10 protein-coding genes and 2 pseudogenes are annotated in these 15,132 nt (G+C 43.4%); 10 read left to right on the top strand and 2 right to left on the bottom strand.

Features of this window, described 5'->3' with window-relative positions:
- Positions 1–910 precede the first annotated feature (910 nt).
- On the top strand, positions 911–2,107 hold the full coding sequence (locus tag DP_RS16300; RefSeq protein ID WP_011190459.1) for a MerR family transcriptional regulator: 1,197 nt from the start codon (positions 911–913) through the stop codon (positions 2,105–2,107).
- Positions 2,079–2,589 (top strand): annotated as a pseudogene (locus DP_RS19360) (GNAT family N-acetyltransferase). The gene DP_RS16300 and the pseudogene DP_RS19360 overlap by 29 nt, the downstream one beginning before the upstream one ends.
- Positions 2,590–2,878: 289 nt before the next feature.
- Here DP_RS19360 and DP_RS16290 read toward each other — a convergent pair.
- Positions 2,879–3,415, bottom strand: a complete 537-nt coding sequence (locus tag DP_RS16290; protein WP_041279038.1) for a dihydrofolate reductase family protein — start codon at positions 3,413–3,415, stop codon at positions 2,879–2,881.
- 123 nt (positions 3,416–3,538) lie between these two features.
- On the opposite strand from DP_RS16290, the gene DP_RS16285 reads away from it, so the two are divergent.
- From DP_RS16285 to DP_RS17750, 3 genes and pseudogenes are all read left to right on the top strand, one after another.
- Positions 3,539–4,132: a TetR/AcrR family transcriptional regulator gene (locus DP_RS16285; RefSeq protein ID WP_322740883.1), complete on the top strand. Its 594-nt coding sequence runs from the start codon at positions 3,539–3,541 to the stop codon at positions 4,130–4,132.
- Positions 4,133–4,578: 446 nt separating this feature from the next.
- A complete protein-coding gene (locus tag DP_RS16280; protein ID WP_011190455.1) occupies positions 4,579–5,139 on the top strand; it encodes a recombinase family protein in 561 nt (186 codons plus the stop codon).
- A 1-nt stretch (position 5,140) separates the two neighbouring features.
- Positions 5,141–8,156: pseudogene (locus DP_RS17750) on the top strand (Tn3 family transposase).
- A 959-nt stretch (positions 8,157–9,115) separates the two neighbouring features.
- Here DP_RS17750 and DP_RS16260 read toward each other — a convergent pair.
- Positions 9,116–10,558, bottom strand: coding sequence for a sugar transferase (locus DP_RS16260; RefSeq protein WP_011190450.1), 1,443 nt, complete (start codon positions 10,556–10,558; stop codon positions 9,116–9,118).
- Positions 10,559–11,246: 688 nt separating this feature from the next.
- On the opposite strand from DP_RS16260, the gene DP_RS16255 reads away from it, so the two are divergent.
- From DP_RS16255 to DP_RS16235, 5 genes are all read left to right on the top strand, one after another.
- The gene (locus DP_RS16255) at positions 11,247–11,957 is read left to right on the top strand and encodes a tyrosine-protein phosphatase (RefSeq protein ID WP_041279035.1); all 711 of its coding nucleotides are present in this window, start codon (positions 11,247–11,249) and stop codon (positions 11,955–11,957) included.
- Between the two features lie 39 nt (positions 11,958–11,996).
- On the top strand, positions 11,997–12,986 hold the full coding sequence (locus DP_RS16250) for a hypothetical protein (RefSeq protein ID WP_011190448.1): 990 nt from the start codon (positions 11,997–11,999) through the stop codon (positions 12,984–12,986).
- A 67-nt stretch (positions 12,987–13,053) separates the two neighbouring features.
- Positions 13,054–13,572 carry a hypothetical protein gene (locus DP_RS16245; protein ID WP_041279034.1) on the top strand — a complete coding sequence of 173 codons (519 nt, stop codon included), beginning with the start codon at positions 13,054–13,056 and terminating at the stop codon, positions 13,570–13,572.
- Entirely contained in the window at positions 13,569–14,258 is a 690-nt protein-coding gene (locus tag DP_RS18155; protein WP_156792392.1) for an outer membrane beta-barrel protein, read from the top strand. The genes DP_RS16245 and DP_RS18155 overlap by 4 nt, the downstream gene beginning before the upstream one ends.
- Before the next feature lie 20 nt (positions 14,259–14,278).
- A complete protein-coding gene (locus tag DP_RS16235) occupies positions 14,279–15,121 on the top strand; it encodes a polysaccharide biosynthesis/export family protein (RefSeq protein ID WP_156792391.1) in 843 nt (280 codons plus the stop codon).
- Positions 15,122–15,132 lie beyond the last annotated feature (11 nt).

Here is a 15,132-nt window from a genome sequence, read left to right as displayed (position 1 = left end):
GCTCATATTCACCCTATACTTAACGATCTTAAAAATACCATATCCACCTATGCTTCGCCTTAAACTAAGTCACCAGGCTACACCACAGGCGCCCTAGACACCCATAAAGATAGCAAGGACAACATGCTCTCTAGAAAAACAGCTTCTAACAACCCCCTACTTATCTTCTCCAAGAAAAACCAAAAAGACCCATATTTACTCTGCGCTCAACAATCTAAAAAATACCACCCCACCTATGTCTTACTCCAAAACAAACCAACAAACCGCACTGTGAACAACCTACGCGTCCAAAAAGATAACTTAGACAACGTACGCTCTAGAAAAACAGCTTTTGCCAAAATTCACAAAACAGCAATTGATCCACCTTCCACTCAATGACAAAACGGATCTCATTTCCTTCGAATGAAATATCGTTAAAACTGAAATCAAGGTGATCGGATTCCAAGGGTTAGATCTGAATGGGAACGATGCGATCAGCAGTAAAAGCGGCCTTGAGAGGGCTACAAAACCCTCGGAAGCACTGGTAGCCTCCTGGCAAAGGGTCTTCGGTCTTTGAACCTCAAATGGACGAAAAAGTACTATAAGGGTTTTGAAACCCAATAGAACGAAAGCCGACGCTAAGGAGAAGATCGAAACCTTCTCTTTGGTAAGCTCTACTTTTCAATTACTCCATTTTTGAATAATTCCAATGAAGTGTCTGATTCTATCTCCATAGGAAGAATATTAACTTTATATCTTTGATATCATGTTGAAATCTCCAGTTCCAAGCTTCAGAACCAGGTTGACAGTACTGTCTTCTCAGCGTACCAACTCTTGAATCTATACCGAAAAAATATCACATTAGTAACAATCAACCTTGACCTGTCTACAACTTCATAGTTTATGATGTGTTCACAAAGGAGAGGCATTTATGTATCGTATTTCTGCATTAGCACACAAAGTCGGATTGAGTCGCTCAACGATTCTTTATTACGAAAAGCTCGGGCTGATTTCGTCGAAACGACAGGCGAATGGATACCGAAATTACTCTGAACAAGATGTTCAGCAATTAAAATTGTTGCAGCAACTCCAAGCAGGAGGATTGACGCTAAAAGAATGTCGTGCATGTTTGGAAGCACGCATTGATAGGGAAAGGCTACTTCAACGTCTTAAAGTGCTGGATGAGGAGATAGCCCAAAAACAAAAATCCAGAGACCTGCTCTGCTCAATGCTGGGTATGACTTCTATGAGAGAATGGCATCAATCCATTGATAAACAAGCCCCTTTAGCACACTTAAACTGGCTAATGAAGCAAGGATTTAGCGAGAAACAGGCATTGAGACTTAAATGGTTATCAAAAGATATGAATGAACATGAGCAATATATGGCTGACTTTGAGCTGATCTTTGAGGGATTAGAACGATTAGGGCCAGGGGATGAAATTGATTCATTACAGGCAATTAACACTATTCCTGTTAAATCTGGTGAACTACTCGATATAGGTTGTGGAAAGGGTGTAGTGACTATTTTACTTGCTGAACAAACTCAATTTTCTGTCACAGCGTTGGATAATGACGAATACAGCCTGGCTTGCTTGAGGGAGAGTTTGGATCGGAAATCACAATTGGGTAAGGTGACTGCCGTCTGTGCAAGTATGACCGATATGTCTTTTTCAGAACATCAGTTTGATGTGATCTGGTCAGAAGGGAGTGCTTATATCATGGGTGTACCACAGGCACTGGAAGACTGGAAACCTTTCATTAAAGAGGAAGGGTTTTTAGTATTTAGTGACTTGGTTTGGTTAACTGAATCACCAGAAAATGAGGTGCTTAAGTTTTGGCAACAAAATTATCCAGATATGGTAACGGTTGCCAGCAGGTATCAATTGATTGAGAACGCTGGCTATAAAATAATTGATAGCTTTGAATTGAGTAAGCAGGCGTGGGGCAATTATCTCAACCCGCTTACTACCAAAGTAAAACAATTGCCGCAGAGAGATTTTACATCTCAAGCGCTTGAGGATATTCAAAGCGAATTAGAAATACATCAGAAATATCTGGGGCAGTATGGGTATCAGATGTTTGTACTAAAAAAGGAAAATAAGATTCGAGATAATTTCAGATCATAACAAAATTGAAGCATTAACTTACCAGGCTTTTGAAAATCACCCTCATCATGAACCGGAGGCGAGCCCCACAGAGCACATGATCATTAATAAGCTTCGAGACAATGGTACCCTTAGTTTATCATTGGTTGCCGAAGTTGAAGCGGGGATTGTTGGGCATATTGCTTTTTCTCCAGTGACTATTGGTGCAGTTTCAGCTAACTGGTATGGGTTGGGCCCTGTTTCGGTTAGTCCAAGTCGTCAAAGGGAAGGTATTGGCAGCCAGTTGATTGAAGCCGGTATTGCTGAGTTAAAAAAAACAAGGTGCGGGTGGCATTGTGCTGCTTGGCGAGCCAGGATATTACGGTCGTTTTGGTTTTAAGGCAAATAAAAATCTGATATTACCGGGTGTGCCTTCTGAGTATTTTCTAATTCGATCACTGGCTAATAAAGAAAACATCTTGCCTGCTGGTGAAGTAGCGTACGGTACTGCATTTAATGGATAGAATAGGCCTCAAAAAGAGAGTTACGATTCAGGGCTGATATAGCCATATCGAAGGTCTATGTATTTAATATCAGACCAAAAGTAGAGACTCTTCCTGTACATCACAACAACAAAAACGCAATTTGAGAATTGATCTTATCCATGACAATTTTTTGGAGAAGATTATCTTTGGTTATCTCTTCTTTGCATTTACTCCATTTTGGGGCAAACCCATTCTATCTGATAGCTCCTTTCAGGAAGAAGGCCAGTCTTGACCTTCCTCTTGATGGTTGGCAGGTTAAATCTTTTCTCTACCTTATACGTTTATAATGCGATTGCACAATTGCATTGAGTAGCACTTCCGTACTTACATGCTCAAACATGAGATGAGATTGAAGATCTCCAAATAGAGAGGTTCCCCCTCCGAGCAAAATCGGTATTTTTGAGATAACGAGTTCATCTATCATATCGAGCTTCAAGAAACTCTGGATCAGTTTTCCACCATCAATGTAGAGATTCGTGAATCCTTGCTGATTGAGTTGCTGTGTTACTTCTTCAACTGATCCGCTTATAATAAGCTCACCTTTACCTTTGAGATGTTCTGGAAGGGATGTGAGTGAGTTGGATAAAACAAATACTGGCTTTGAGTATGGCCATTCCCCTCCAAAGCTAAGGATAGTTTCATAAGTGTTTCTTCCCATAAGTAGAGCATCTATGCTGGCCATGAACTCAGGAAAGCCAAGTTCATCGTGTTCAGGGTTTGGAATACATTGGAGAAACTCAAGTCCTCCATCCTTGTCAGCTATGTAACCATCGAGACTTACGCCAATAAATACAATATTTGCCATGTTAACTCCTAAATCATCCATTTTACTTATCGTTGTGCAATAATGACAATTAAATCTTGCCATTATTGCTCGTACATATTATTCTACAGTGTAGAAAAAGTGTCGGTTAAATACACCGGAGATATGATGAGTGTCAAGAATAAAAAAAGAGGGCGACCTTTGAAAATGGGTGGGAAACTTTCTTCAGAGGCGATAGTTGAGTCAGCTGTAAGATTGTTAGAGCAAAGTGGCAAGGTTCCGAGTATTAGGAAAATTGCTTCTACGCTGGATGTCGATCCGATGGCTATTTATTACTACTACTCCAATAAAACTGCGATCCTTGAGGCAGTAACTGTGGATTTGATGGAGTCGATTTATGAACCTGATGGACATAAATCTTGGCGAGATGAATTGTTATGTCTAAGCGTTAGCTATTTGAGATTGCTGCAAGATTATGCAGGACTTCTTGAGACTATGCTCGCAATGTCGGATGTAAGTCCTGCAAAAATATTTATCTCCAGGTTCGAAGAAATTCTATCTCCGCTGAACTTACCTGAGCCCGACAAGAAAGATGCAATGGATTTGCTAGTCGATTATTTGCACGGGTTTGCTTTAGCGGCACGCTGTAATGATGGTAACAAATCTCTGACAGTTGACGTGGCAAGAGGTCCAATCACTTTTTATTTGGATGCCTTGGGGGGAAAAGCTAATCTCAAAGATGTGAAGATTTCCAGATGAAACATCTTGAGACTATCAAATTATTCCGGCTCAAGATGTCGACTGTTTTCAGACACATCGTCGGCTCCAAAACCCTAACGCCGAAAGCGAAATCTGGAATTCGAGCTTATCCATGAACACCTTTGCCTCAGTTATTAGGTGGCATAGCTGGGATTCCTGAATCTTTGAACTGGAGGAGGATTTTGGCTCCATCTTGTCTGTTTTGGTCAAGAAAATTATGTCAGGCAGGATTGCAGATACCACGGCATGAACGATAAATTCACAAATGATAGGTCATTCCAGGCATTGTATCTAATTACTCCTTCATTTGTCAGAGTAGAGTATACCCTATGCTGACGTCAGGGTAGTATCATAATATACGTCAGTATAGAGTCGTCTTTCTTAATTCTTGACATATGTTGCCTAGAGTCATAGACTTCAACCTGACACTTTAACCAGGAGGCACCATGAAGGGGCATCGAATAGGCTATATCCGGGTAAGCACCCTTGATCAGAATACGGAGCGACAACTCGAAAACGTTCACGTTGATAAAGTCTTCACCGACAAAGCATCTGGTAAAGATGTTCAACGCCCCCAGCTAGACCTACTTCTTTCTTTTATACGTGAAGGAGATACAGTGGTCGTGCATAGCATGGACCGACTAGCTCGAAACCTTGACGATCTGCGCCGTTTAGTTCAAGAATTGACACAGCGTGGAATTCGGATCGAGTTTGTTAAAGAAAACCTGACGTTCACAGGTGAGGATTCTCCAATGGCCAATCTCTTGTTATCAGTTATGGGAGCCTTTGCAGAATTCGAGCGAGCTTTGATCCGTGAACGCCAAAGGGAGGGCATTACGCTGGCCCAACAACGCGGTGCATATCGCGGCCGAAAACGTGCCCTCTCTGATGCTGACATTGCCATCGTAAAATCCCGAGTAATAGCTGGCGAACAGAAAACACAGATCGCGCGTGATTTTGGGATCAGCCGCGAAACATTGTATCAGTACCTTCGCATGTCGGAATAACATGGCTAGAGATTTCCTAACAACTTTTAAGCGTCGTCAATATGGCCGCTATGAAGGTGATCCGGATGATGCTCAATTGTCCCGCTATTTCCATCTCGATGATACGGATCGTGCGCTCGTAGAAAACTGCCATGGTGATTACAATCGCCTGGGGTATGCTTTGCAGCTGACTACCGTTCGTTTTTTAGGCACCTTTCTGTCCGATCCCACACAGGTGCCGCGTAACGTTTTGCAATTCATTGCAGCTCAACTTTCCATTTCAAACCTTGATAATCTCAGTGCCTACATGAATCGACGAGCCACTCGCCTCGCTCATCGATCTGAAATTCAGAGCCATTATGGTTATCACACTTTTAATGCACCACCCTGGCGTTTTCGGCTCAGCCGTTTTCTCTACAGTTGATCCTGGATCAACAATGAACGTCCCAGTTTAATGTTTGACATGGGTACCGCTTGGCTTATTCAAAACAGAGTACTCCTGCCAGGAGCAACAATCTTGCAAAGACTCATTATTGAAATCCGTGAACGAGTGTCAAATCAACTATGGAAGCGTCTGGCCTTCTTACCCACTCAGGAGCAGAAGAGGGCACTTGAGGAACTGCTAGTGGTTCCTCAAGATCAACGCAATTCACAATTTGATCGTTTTCGCAAAGGACCCTTCAATATTAGCGGACCATCTTTTGTTGAGACTGTTGAACGCTACAGTAATTTAAGAGCTTATGGATTACAAAACCTCGACTTCTCCAGTATCCCGGCCGCACGCTTTAAAAGCATAGCACGACAAGCAGGAATACTTTCGCAATGGCAGATTTCTCGAATGTCCGATGAAAAGAGGATTGGAATCTTGGTCGCCTTTGTGAAGGCGTTCGAGATTATCGCTCTGGACGATGCGTTGGATGTACTCGATCTGCTTATCACAGATATTGCGGGAAAGGCCAGGTGTTACTTGGCAAGAAAAAGCGTTTGCGCACCTTGAAGGACCTAGATAGATCGGCGTTAACATTAGCCCAGGTATGTGCGCTGGTGTTGAACGATGAAATGAGCAATGATCAGTTGCGTGAAGCAATCTATGCCTGTGTTCCCAAAGACCAACTCAAACAGTCCATTGCAACAGTCAACGAAATTGCGAGGCCTCCTGGAGGACATTTTCATGAAGAAATGGTGGAACAATACGGCCGGGTTAAGCTGTTTCTGGCATCATTGTTGAACAATATTTGTTTTGACTGTGCGCCAGCAGGAACAATCACAATGGCCTCACTCAACTACTTAAGTGAACTGGTTCCAACTCGTAAGCAATTTTTAGATGATGCTCCTCTTGAGATCATCAGTAAGTCGTGGCAACGGCTGGTGTTTGATCAGCAAAACCGAGTGATGACACGTGGCTATATTCTTTGTTTTCTAGACAAGTTGCAGGATAGCTTGCGTCGCCGTGATGTATATGTCAATAACAGTGACCGCTGGGGCGACCCTCGAATAAAGATGCTCGACAGCACTGAATGGCAATCCCATTGTGTCCAAGTCTGTCGGTCACTGGGCCACTCGGTTGACGGTGAAGAGGGGTTACAGAGACTCACTCAACAGCTTGATACTACTTACCGAAGTGTCGCTGCCAATTTCGAGGTTAACGATGCAGTACGTGTTGACCATACAGGGGACCGACCAACCCTGACAATCACCAATCTGGAGAAAGAGGAGGAACCTGCCAGTCTTGTTGAACTTCGGAAACTCGTTGGCAACCTATTGCCAAAGATCGATCTCACAGAAATAGTTTTAGAGATAAATGCACTTACCGGTTTTGCCGACGAATTTAAACATGTGAGTGAAGCCCGGGCCCGTGTTGACGATCTACCTGTCAGTGTTTGCGCTGTGTTGCTGGCCGAGGCCTGCAATATAGGTATGGACCCATTAATTCAACCCAATGTACCGGCACTAACACGCCACAGGCTGAGTTGGGTGAAGCAAAACTATCTCCGTGGAGAAACCCTTGTCCGAGCCAACGCACGTCTGGTTGATCATCAGTCAACGCTCTCATTAGCCAATCTTTGGGGAGGCGGTGACGTTGCCTCGGCTGATGGATTGCGCTTTGTGACGCCTGTAAAAACGATTCACTCAGGGCCGAATCCCAAGTATTTTCCAAGAGGTGGTCGTGGTATTACCTGGTACAACTTTATGCCTGATCAGTTTTCCGGTTTTCATTGCATCGTGATACCTGGCACGTTACGTGATTCTATTTATGTGTTGGAGGGCTTGTTGGAACAACAAACTGGTTTACGCCCAAAAGAGATTATGACAGACACCAGCGGTGCTAGTGACTTGGTGTTCGGTCTATTTTGGCTGCTTGGTTATATCAATTCTCGCCGCGTCTCGCTGATGCTGGAGATGCCAAATTTTGGCGTGTAGATCGAGATGCCCATTACGGTCCTCTTGATGAATTGGCAAGCAACTATTTGAATACAGAACGTATAGTGCATCACTGGGATGATATGCTACGCGTTACCGGTTCATTGAAGCTCGGCACGATTCAAGCGTCAGAGCTTATACGATCCTTGCTCAAAAGTGAACGACCGACCAGCCTGACTCTGGCAATAATGGAGGTGGGCCGTATCAACAAGACTATTTACTTACTAAATTTCGTAAGCGATGAAGGCTACAGGAGGCGGATACTCACACAACTTAATCGGACTGAAAAACGACATGATCTTGCACGAGTGATTTGCCATGGTCGTAGAGGTGAAATTCGTAAACATTACCGTGAGGGGCAGGAGGATCAACTTGGTGCTCTTGGCCTCATTACCAATGCTGTTGTGCTTTGGAATACAATTTATATGCAAGACGCAATACATCACCTGAGGCAAAGTGGAATGACTATACTGGACGACGACATCTCAACCCTGTCACCATTACGTTATGAGCATATTAATGTTCTGGGTCGCTATTCATTCAAATTGGCCGATATTATTCTGGCTGGTGAACACAGGCCGCTAAATCAACTGGATTTGGAATTCGGTAATGTTTGAAACTTTCAGTTGGCAAAGGACGACATCAATCCTTTGGGGAAAGATGTAGTGGGCTTATAGTACCTTTTCGTCCAATTGAGGTTCAAAGTCCGTCTTTAAAAGTCCAAAAGATTCTTTCACTTCTTCGCTAACTCTCATGCTAAGTGGTGTTGTCACTTTCAATCTCCTTTTTAGTGTAAACATCAACCCCAGTGTTTTCGGGCGTATACAACTGTAAACATGTAAACATTTTGTTTACATTGATGCTATCCCAACCCTTCTTAGATGTCAATGACGAATTGGTTTAAATTATAAAGAATATATACGAAAAAACGGCTAGTTACTAGCAAATGAAATTGTGCGGTTTATGAAGAGTGGCGGAGGTGCCTTGAAAAGGCTCTCGTGTAGGATAAAGCAGAAAGTTTCTGTTTAGCTTTACTCGTGCAAAAGCATGCAAGCTTACCATGATAATTTACCAGTATCGAGAGAGAGCCCCTATTGTGTGACAACTAACTTATTCGGTTCATTCTTGGTACAATCCAATCCAAAAGCAACTTCTAACAAGGAGGTTTTTGGTGTCGGGTAAATCCATCAATTCAGAACAGGGAAAGTTATACATAAAAGAATGAAGAGCAGGCAAAACCCAGGTGATAGCATATCTGCCCGATCTGGCATGTCAGAGCGATCCGGCAGACGTATTGAGATAGGTGAGTTGCAGCCATGATGTAGTAATAGACAAAGATATTGGCGTACCAGAACACTTATCCTCTCCCCACACAACTGATACGTAGGCGTTGTCGTCAATGACCTCGAAGGTAAGGTGTTGTTGCTTTTTCAGAGATTGTTGTTTGCAAAAAAAACTTCCGTCTCAGAGATGGTGGGTAAGTTTATTGGTTGTGTTGCCCTGAAGAGAGACGTTGAGGAGGTTAATTGATCATGGATTGTTGGCTGCTGGGTGACAGGGCTGCAGCAAGGTAAATTTATCGTCCATGTCCGGCAATGATCACTTTTGTGGTTAAGAGGAGGATGTTGATATCGGTGAGTAGTGACCAGTTGTCAATATACTTCAGGTCCAGCTTCATCCATTCCTCGAAGGGGAGGTCGTTTCGTTTGGGACAAATCTGCCAAGAACAGGTCATTCCCGGTTTCATAGAGAGCCGTCTTCGCTGCCAAAGTTGGTACTGGCTAACCTCTGCAGGGAGTGGTGGGCGTGGTCCAACAAGGCTCATTTCGCCTTTCAAGACATTGAAGAGCTGGGGGAGCTCATCGAGGCTAGTTTTACGAAGGAGTGAGCCAATGTATGGGACAATCCGAGGATCTTTCTTGATTTTGAAGGCGGGGCCGTCAGCCTCATTAAGTGTTTTGAGCTTTTCAAGTTGACTGTCGGCATTTTGCACCATGGTTCGGAATTTGTGAACGTTGAAGAGCCTTCCGTTTAGTCCAACTCTCTCTTGGGAGTAGAATACGGGGCCCCGTGAGAAGATCTTGATGCAAAATCCGATCATGAAAAATAGGGGAAGCAGGGCGAGGGTAATGAGAAGTCCTAAGCTGTAATCAAGAAATGTTTTGATAAGAAATTTAGATTTGCCTAACGGGTTGCTGCGGAAAGTTATTACCGGTAGCCTGTTGAATAGGCCAAGTTCTAGCTGGGGTAGTTGCGGGGTGTGAGCTAGATAACGGAGTTCCCAGTCTGGTGTTATTCGTACTGTTATACCCAATGTCTCGGCAAAAATAATGTGTTTCTCGCAGTTGGGGACTTTATGCAGAGGAAGGGCGAAAAAAAGCTCGTCAACCGCGGTGTTTAGGAGGTACTCATCCAGGTCGTCCAAGGTTCCCAGGATAGTATGTTTTTCCCTGATTTTATTTGGAACTGTTTTTTCCACCTGAAAATATCCGAGGATTTGTTGGGAGCTGTCAAGATTTTTTTTGATAGTTGAAATTATGGATAGCGTTTGTTCCGGGATACCGATAATTACAATTTTTGTGGAGAGATGTCTCCTTAGTGGTGTGGAGTGTCGAAAAAAGTAAAAAAAGAGTCTTTCGCAGATAAGGCTTACCGTGGCCACGAGGAAGAAAAGAGCTATAAAAATTCTACTTACATCTGTTATTTTGAAAATGTAGAAGACAAAGCTGAGTAAGACAATTGCCAGTGTGCAACTTTTAATAATTTCCAGGAAAAGTTTTCTGCAATTGCCTTTGGCAAGAGGGGTCTCATAGAGACCAGTGAGGCTCAAGCCGATATACCACGATATAATGGCATAGGTTAATATAAGATAGTAATTCGGTATGGTTGAGAGATGGGGGATCGAATCGGCGTGAGCATATTTTTTTAGGTAGTATGCTGAGATAAAACTTGTGACAACTATTACAATATCCAATAATTTCATTATGTTTGTCAGTGACTTCTTTTTTTGATCAATCATTTTCCTATCGGTTCTCTTGGTTTAGTTGTCTCGATTTATCTTGAGTTGCTTTTTTTGTGGAGGGGCATTTGGGGGTAGCTGTGCCCCTATGCCTCTCATAAAAAATGCTCCTGTTCTGACCTCCCTCTTCCCCTTTTTGTATGTTTCGTTACTTGATATTGCTACGTTCAGGTGTTCTCGTGAGATAATATTTAATAATATTAAATCATTAGCTTCGGATGCTGCTCCTTAGCGCTCTAAGTGGGCGTTTTTAGCTAAAACACACCTCTCTCTCTTGTGGCTATCACGTTAGGAAAAAGAAGTAAAATAAAAAAGAGTACAAAATTTTGTACTTATCGCTCGTCACATTTTTTTAACTTTTTTGCTGGTCAGAGATTCCAACTGCTATTGTGTTAGCATTACAAAAGTTATGTGGAGATTCTCTTCGTGGCGTTCTGGTAGCCAGGTATCACCTTGTGATAGGGGATCTTTTTTTTATTTGAATTTGTTGGTCTTATGTTTTTTTTGTTCTGTATTTTTTTTGAAAAAATGTGTTGTTTTGTTGTTGTTGTTCATGGTAACACTTTTCTTAAGCTTCATTTGGTTAGGGGATGTCGCTCTTTTTTAATAGGAAAACGCATGAAAATAGATTTTTTCATGTCTGTTAGGTTGTTGTGTGGTAAACTTGTGACTTTGAACGAGGTAGCGTTTGCTTGATCTACACTCTCATATATTGCCATGTTTGGATGATGGGCCTCAAGATGTCAAAATTGCTTTGAAAATGGCTCGTATAGCAGTTCGAGATGGTATTACTCACATGATAGCAACCCCCCACTGTTTGGATGGTGTGCATGACTGTAGAGCGGTGGATATTTTAAAGTGCTCTGCCCAATTTAGCTTAGAGCTTGTTAATGCTGGCATCCCTCTGCGGGTATACCCTGGGGCTGAGATACGTTTGGTTCCAGAGATACTGGATCTGCTTGCGCAAAAGCAACTGCTCACCCTGGGAGGTTTAGGCAAAAGTTTATTAATTGAACTCCCGGAACAATTTGTTGAAGAGTGGATTTGGAATACTTTATGCCAGCTACTCTCCTCGGGTTTACATATTATTATTGCTCATCCAGAAAGAAATATGGTGCTTGAGCAGAACCCCACTTTTGTAAAAAATCTTATAAGAATGGGCGTGGAGTTTCAGTTAACAGCTTCTAGCCTGCCGGGACGCTTTGAGAGTTTTATGAAACAAAGTTTTGTTTTAGATCTCCTTACAAGCAAAAGTGTCTCCTATATCGCGTCAGATGCCCATGATGCCACGCAGAGAAAGCCTCTTTTGCACAAAGGGTATAAGCGCATTGCTTCAATTTTAGGTTCATCTTTTGCTGAAGAGATGGCTGCTAGTAGTTTTGATTTAATTGGCAAATAATTTACTCGTCGTAATTATTTTACGTAATGTGGAGTGTGTATGAAGAATGTTACTTGGTTCAAGATAGCAGCAATTTTAATTTGCATGATGCTTCTCCCTCTGGAAACCGCGATGTCAGCCGAAGAGAGTCCGCCTCCAGCACTTAAAGAACAATTACTTGCTGTGTATCATGATGCTACTGCTGCCGGCGTAGGGCAAGAGGCAGCAATGCTTTCTGCTGTACAAACAATCTCTGAGCAGACGTACAAGGCCATTGCAAACAAATCTCTCACGCCCCTAAGCGCTGAAGCAATTACAGCGCTAGAAACGCAGATTGTTTCCGAGGCTATTGTCACAATGGCTGCTGAGGTTACGTTTGAGAACCATACTGACCTTACCGCAGTCGAAAACATTCTCGTTAGTGCTTATAATCATTCAGAAGGTGCCGTAGTTCAGATCGACATGGGAAATGTGGCAACTGCAACGCAGCATATAATTGAGGTCGCAATCAAGGCCGTACCCGTGGCGGACAAAGAGAGTTTAACCGCTCTCTACCACGATGCTACTGCGGCTGGTGCAGATCAAGATACAGCAATGGTTTCTGCGGTACAGGCAGTTTCCGAACAGATGTATGCGGCTATCGTAAATGACCTCCACCTGCCTCTGAGCACTGAAACAGTTGTAGCGCTGGAAATACAGATCGTCTCCGAGGCCATTGTTGCTCTCTCCACTGAAGTCGCTGCCGAGACTCATACCGATCTTGCTAGTGTCGAAAACAATCTTGTTGACGCCTATAACCAGTCAGAAGGGGCCCTAGTTCAAGTCTCCATGGCAAATGTAGAGACCGCGACACAACATATTGCTGAGGTTCAATCTGATGCTGCGCCCCTAGCTGATGCTACACCGGTAGTTGACGCTGCACCCACAGAGGCCACCGTCCCAGTTATAGACGAAAGTCCAATGCCTGAGGCGATTACGGAGTTGCAGGAGAAGATGGAAGAAGTTTTAGAGAGTTCTGAAGCAGATGACAATGATGCAAGTTCCATCTAGAAAATTGGCTAATAGTCCGTGGCAATTACACTTGTTTTGCCTGATTACACACGGAAGAGGATACACAATGCAAAGAAAGATTGTTTCTGCAAAAACATTCGGGTCATCTTGTCTCTTTATCTGTTTGAGTTCTTTTTTAATAACTCCTGCTTTTGCCAAAACAGATATCACCACAAGCATTGAAGTAGAAACTCAATATGACTCGAACTTCTGGATGTCGGAAAATAACGAAATCAGCACGATGACCTATACAATTCGACCTGGGATTGAGGCAGTCTACGATACAGGCAAAACCAAGATCACAGGAATGGCCGTTCTAGAGGGGTATATCTATGATAACCTCGACAGTAGGCCAACGGGTGTAAAAAGCGCAAGTGACGATAACTATTTAGGATATCTAGCTTTCCTGTCACTCTCTTCGCAGGTAACAGATCGATTTGCCATCAACGGTTACGACCGAATCCACTACACACGAGATTCAGCCCAAGCCGATAAATTAAGTAACTCCACAGACCGTGAAAAATTTCTGATCAATGATTTTGAGATGTTTGGGATTATGAATTTGGCCAAAAATTTTCGGCCATAGCTGGCTATGGCAATCTCTATCCCGATTATACTGATGATGGCACCGACTCTATCCAAAACAAGGGAACCTTTGACTTCAACTACCACCTGAACAGTGACAGTAAAATTTTCATTAGCTACGACGTTTGGGCCAGAGATTACGATAGCGAAGACAGCAGTGACTATCTCTCTAACGAGGTCTGGCTGAACTACCAGTACCACTTCAATTATCTCCAATTTAACGTGGGCGGTGGTTATCATAAACGAAATTTTGATCAGGCTGCCGTTGAGGATAGAGACAGCTTCTCATGGGCCATTTCGCTGAAGGGGGAAAAACCAGATTTAGATCCGACAAAACGCAAATTTCATTTTTTGACCTCTCTGACCCAGAACTACAATGATGCAGGAACTGGCGACTCCTATTACCTGGCAACTCGTTTAAACATGAATGCGGGCTATCGGTTCATGGAAAAATTAACAAGCACCCTTAAAGGGTATTACCAAAACTCTGCTTATGACGTATATAACGGTGATAACAACACCGATAGAGATGACAACACCTATAAAATAGCTGCTGTTGTTGGCTATGATCTACTGCAGAATTTAATAGTAAGCCTAGAAATAGGCTATGAAGATCGGGACTCAAATGCAACCGGCATGTCTTACCAAAACACCTTTGGCATAATAAGCCTCGATTATAATTTTTAACGCGTATGCACTGGCTCTATATGAAAAGAGATCTCATCGTTTTACTGCTCATCGTTATCTGGAGCAGTTCGGCCCAAGCTTCTTTGGGATACAAGCTCGGCGCTGGTGACATCATCAGTGTCTCAGTTTTTGCAGGAGGAGAGGAGCAGGTCCAGGTCGCCTTAACCGTTTCAGATAGCGGCAAGATAAATGCCCCTTTTGTGGGCAGTATCCATGCCGCTGGAGCAACGCCCAGTGACCTTGAAAAGAGACTCTATACCAAGCTGGCAAAAGACTATTTCATCAACCCCCAAGTGATTATCCAAGTAGATGGCTATCACAGCCTGCACTACACCATTTCGGGCGCGGTGACCAAGGCAGGGAAATACAAGATGCAGTCTGCAACAACGGTGATGGAGTTGATCGCCAAGGCCGGAGGTGTCACCAGTGAACGTGGTTCTCTGGCCTATGTGATGCGCGAAAGCAACCGGGGAGACAAAGAGAGCAAACCCCTTAAGGTGAACCTGACCAAGCTGCTCGACGAAGGCGATATGAGTGGGAATCTTCGGCTTGAGACTGGAGATTCAATCTATATCCCCTTGGCTAAAGGGCTTCGTCAAGGCGACTCTATGGTCTACGTGGGAGGGCGCATTAAAAATCCGGGCCTGCAGGAGTACCAGCCAGGCCTAACCGCCCTGAGTATCTGTTTAATGGCCGGTGGATTTGATGATTATGCAGCGCCCAACCGAGCTATAATTGTTCGAACTGAAAATAATAAGCAGAAGGTTATTAAGGTCAATCTAGAGGATGTAGTGGATGGGAAAATCCCAGATTATCCCCTGCAGCCCGGCGATAGATTGAATGTTCCAGAATCCTGGTTCTAAGAGATTAACGA

The sequence above is a fragment of the Desulfotalea psychrophila LSv54 genome (assembly GCF_000025945.1).
GTDB classification, from domain to species: domain Bacteria; phylum Desulfobacterota; class Desulfobulbia; order Desulfobulbales; family Desulfocapsaceae; genus Desulfotalea; species Desulfotalea psychrophila.
This window is presented reverse-complemented; position numbering and strand designations above follow the sequence as displayed.

Bases quoted from the DNA above. Each gene is read 5' to 3' on its own strand.
- DP_RS16300 (WP_011190459.1), top strand. From the start codon at position 911: ATGTATCGTATTTCTGCATTAGCACACAAAGTCGGATTGAGTCGCTCA.
- DP_RS16290 (WP_041279038.1), bottom strand. From the start codon at position 3,415: ATGGCAAATATTGTATTTATTGGCGTAAGTCTCGATGGTTACATAGCT.
- DP_RS16285 (WP_322740883.1), top strand. From the start codon at position 3,539: ATGATGAGTGTCAAGAATAAAAAAAGAGGGCGACCTTTGAAAATGGGT.
- DP_RS16280 (WP_011190455.1), top strand. From the start codon at position 4,579: ATGAAGGGGCATCGAATAGGCTATATCCGGGTAAGCACCCTTGATCAG.
- DP_RS16260 (WP_011190450.1), bottom strand. From the start codon at position 10,558: ATGATTGATCAAAAAAAGAAGTCACTGACAAACATAATGAAATTATTG.
- DP_RS16250 (WP_011190448.1), top strand. From the start codon at position 11,997: ATGAAGAATGTTACTTGGTTCAAGATAGCAGCAATTTTAATTTGCATG.
- DP_RS16245 (WP_041279034.1), top strand. From the start codon at position 13,054: ATGCAAAGAAAGATTGTTTCTGCAAAAACATTCGGGTCATCTTGTCTC.
- DP_RS16235 (WP_156792391.1), top strand. From the start codon at position 14,279: ATGAAAAGAGATCTCATCGTTTTACTGCTCATCGTTATCTGGAGCAGT.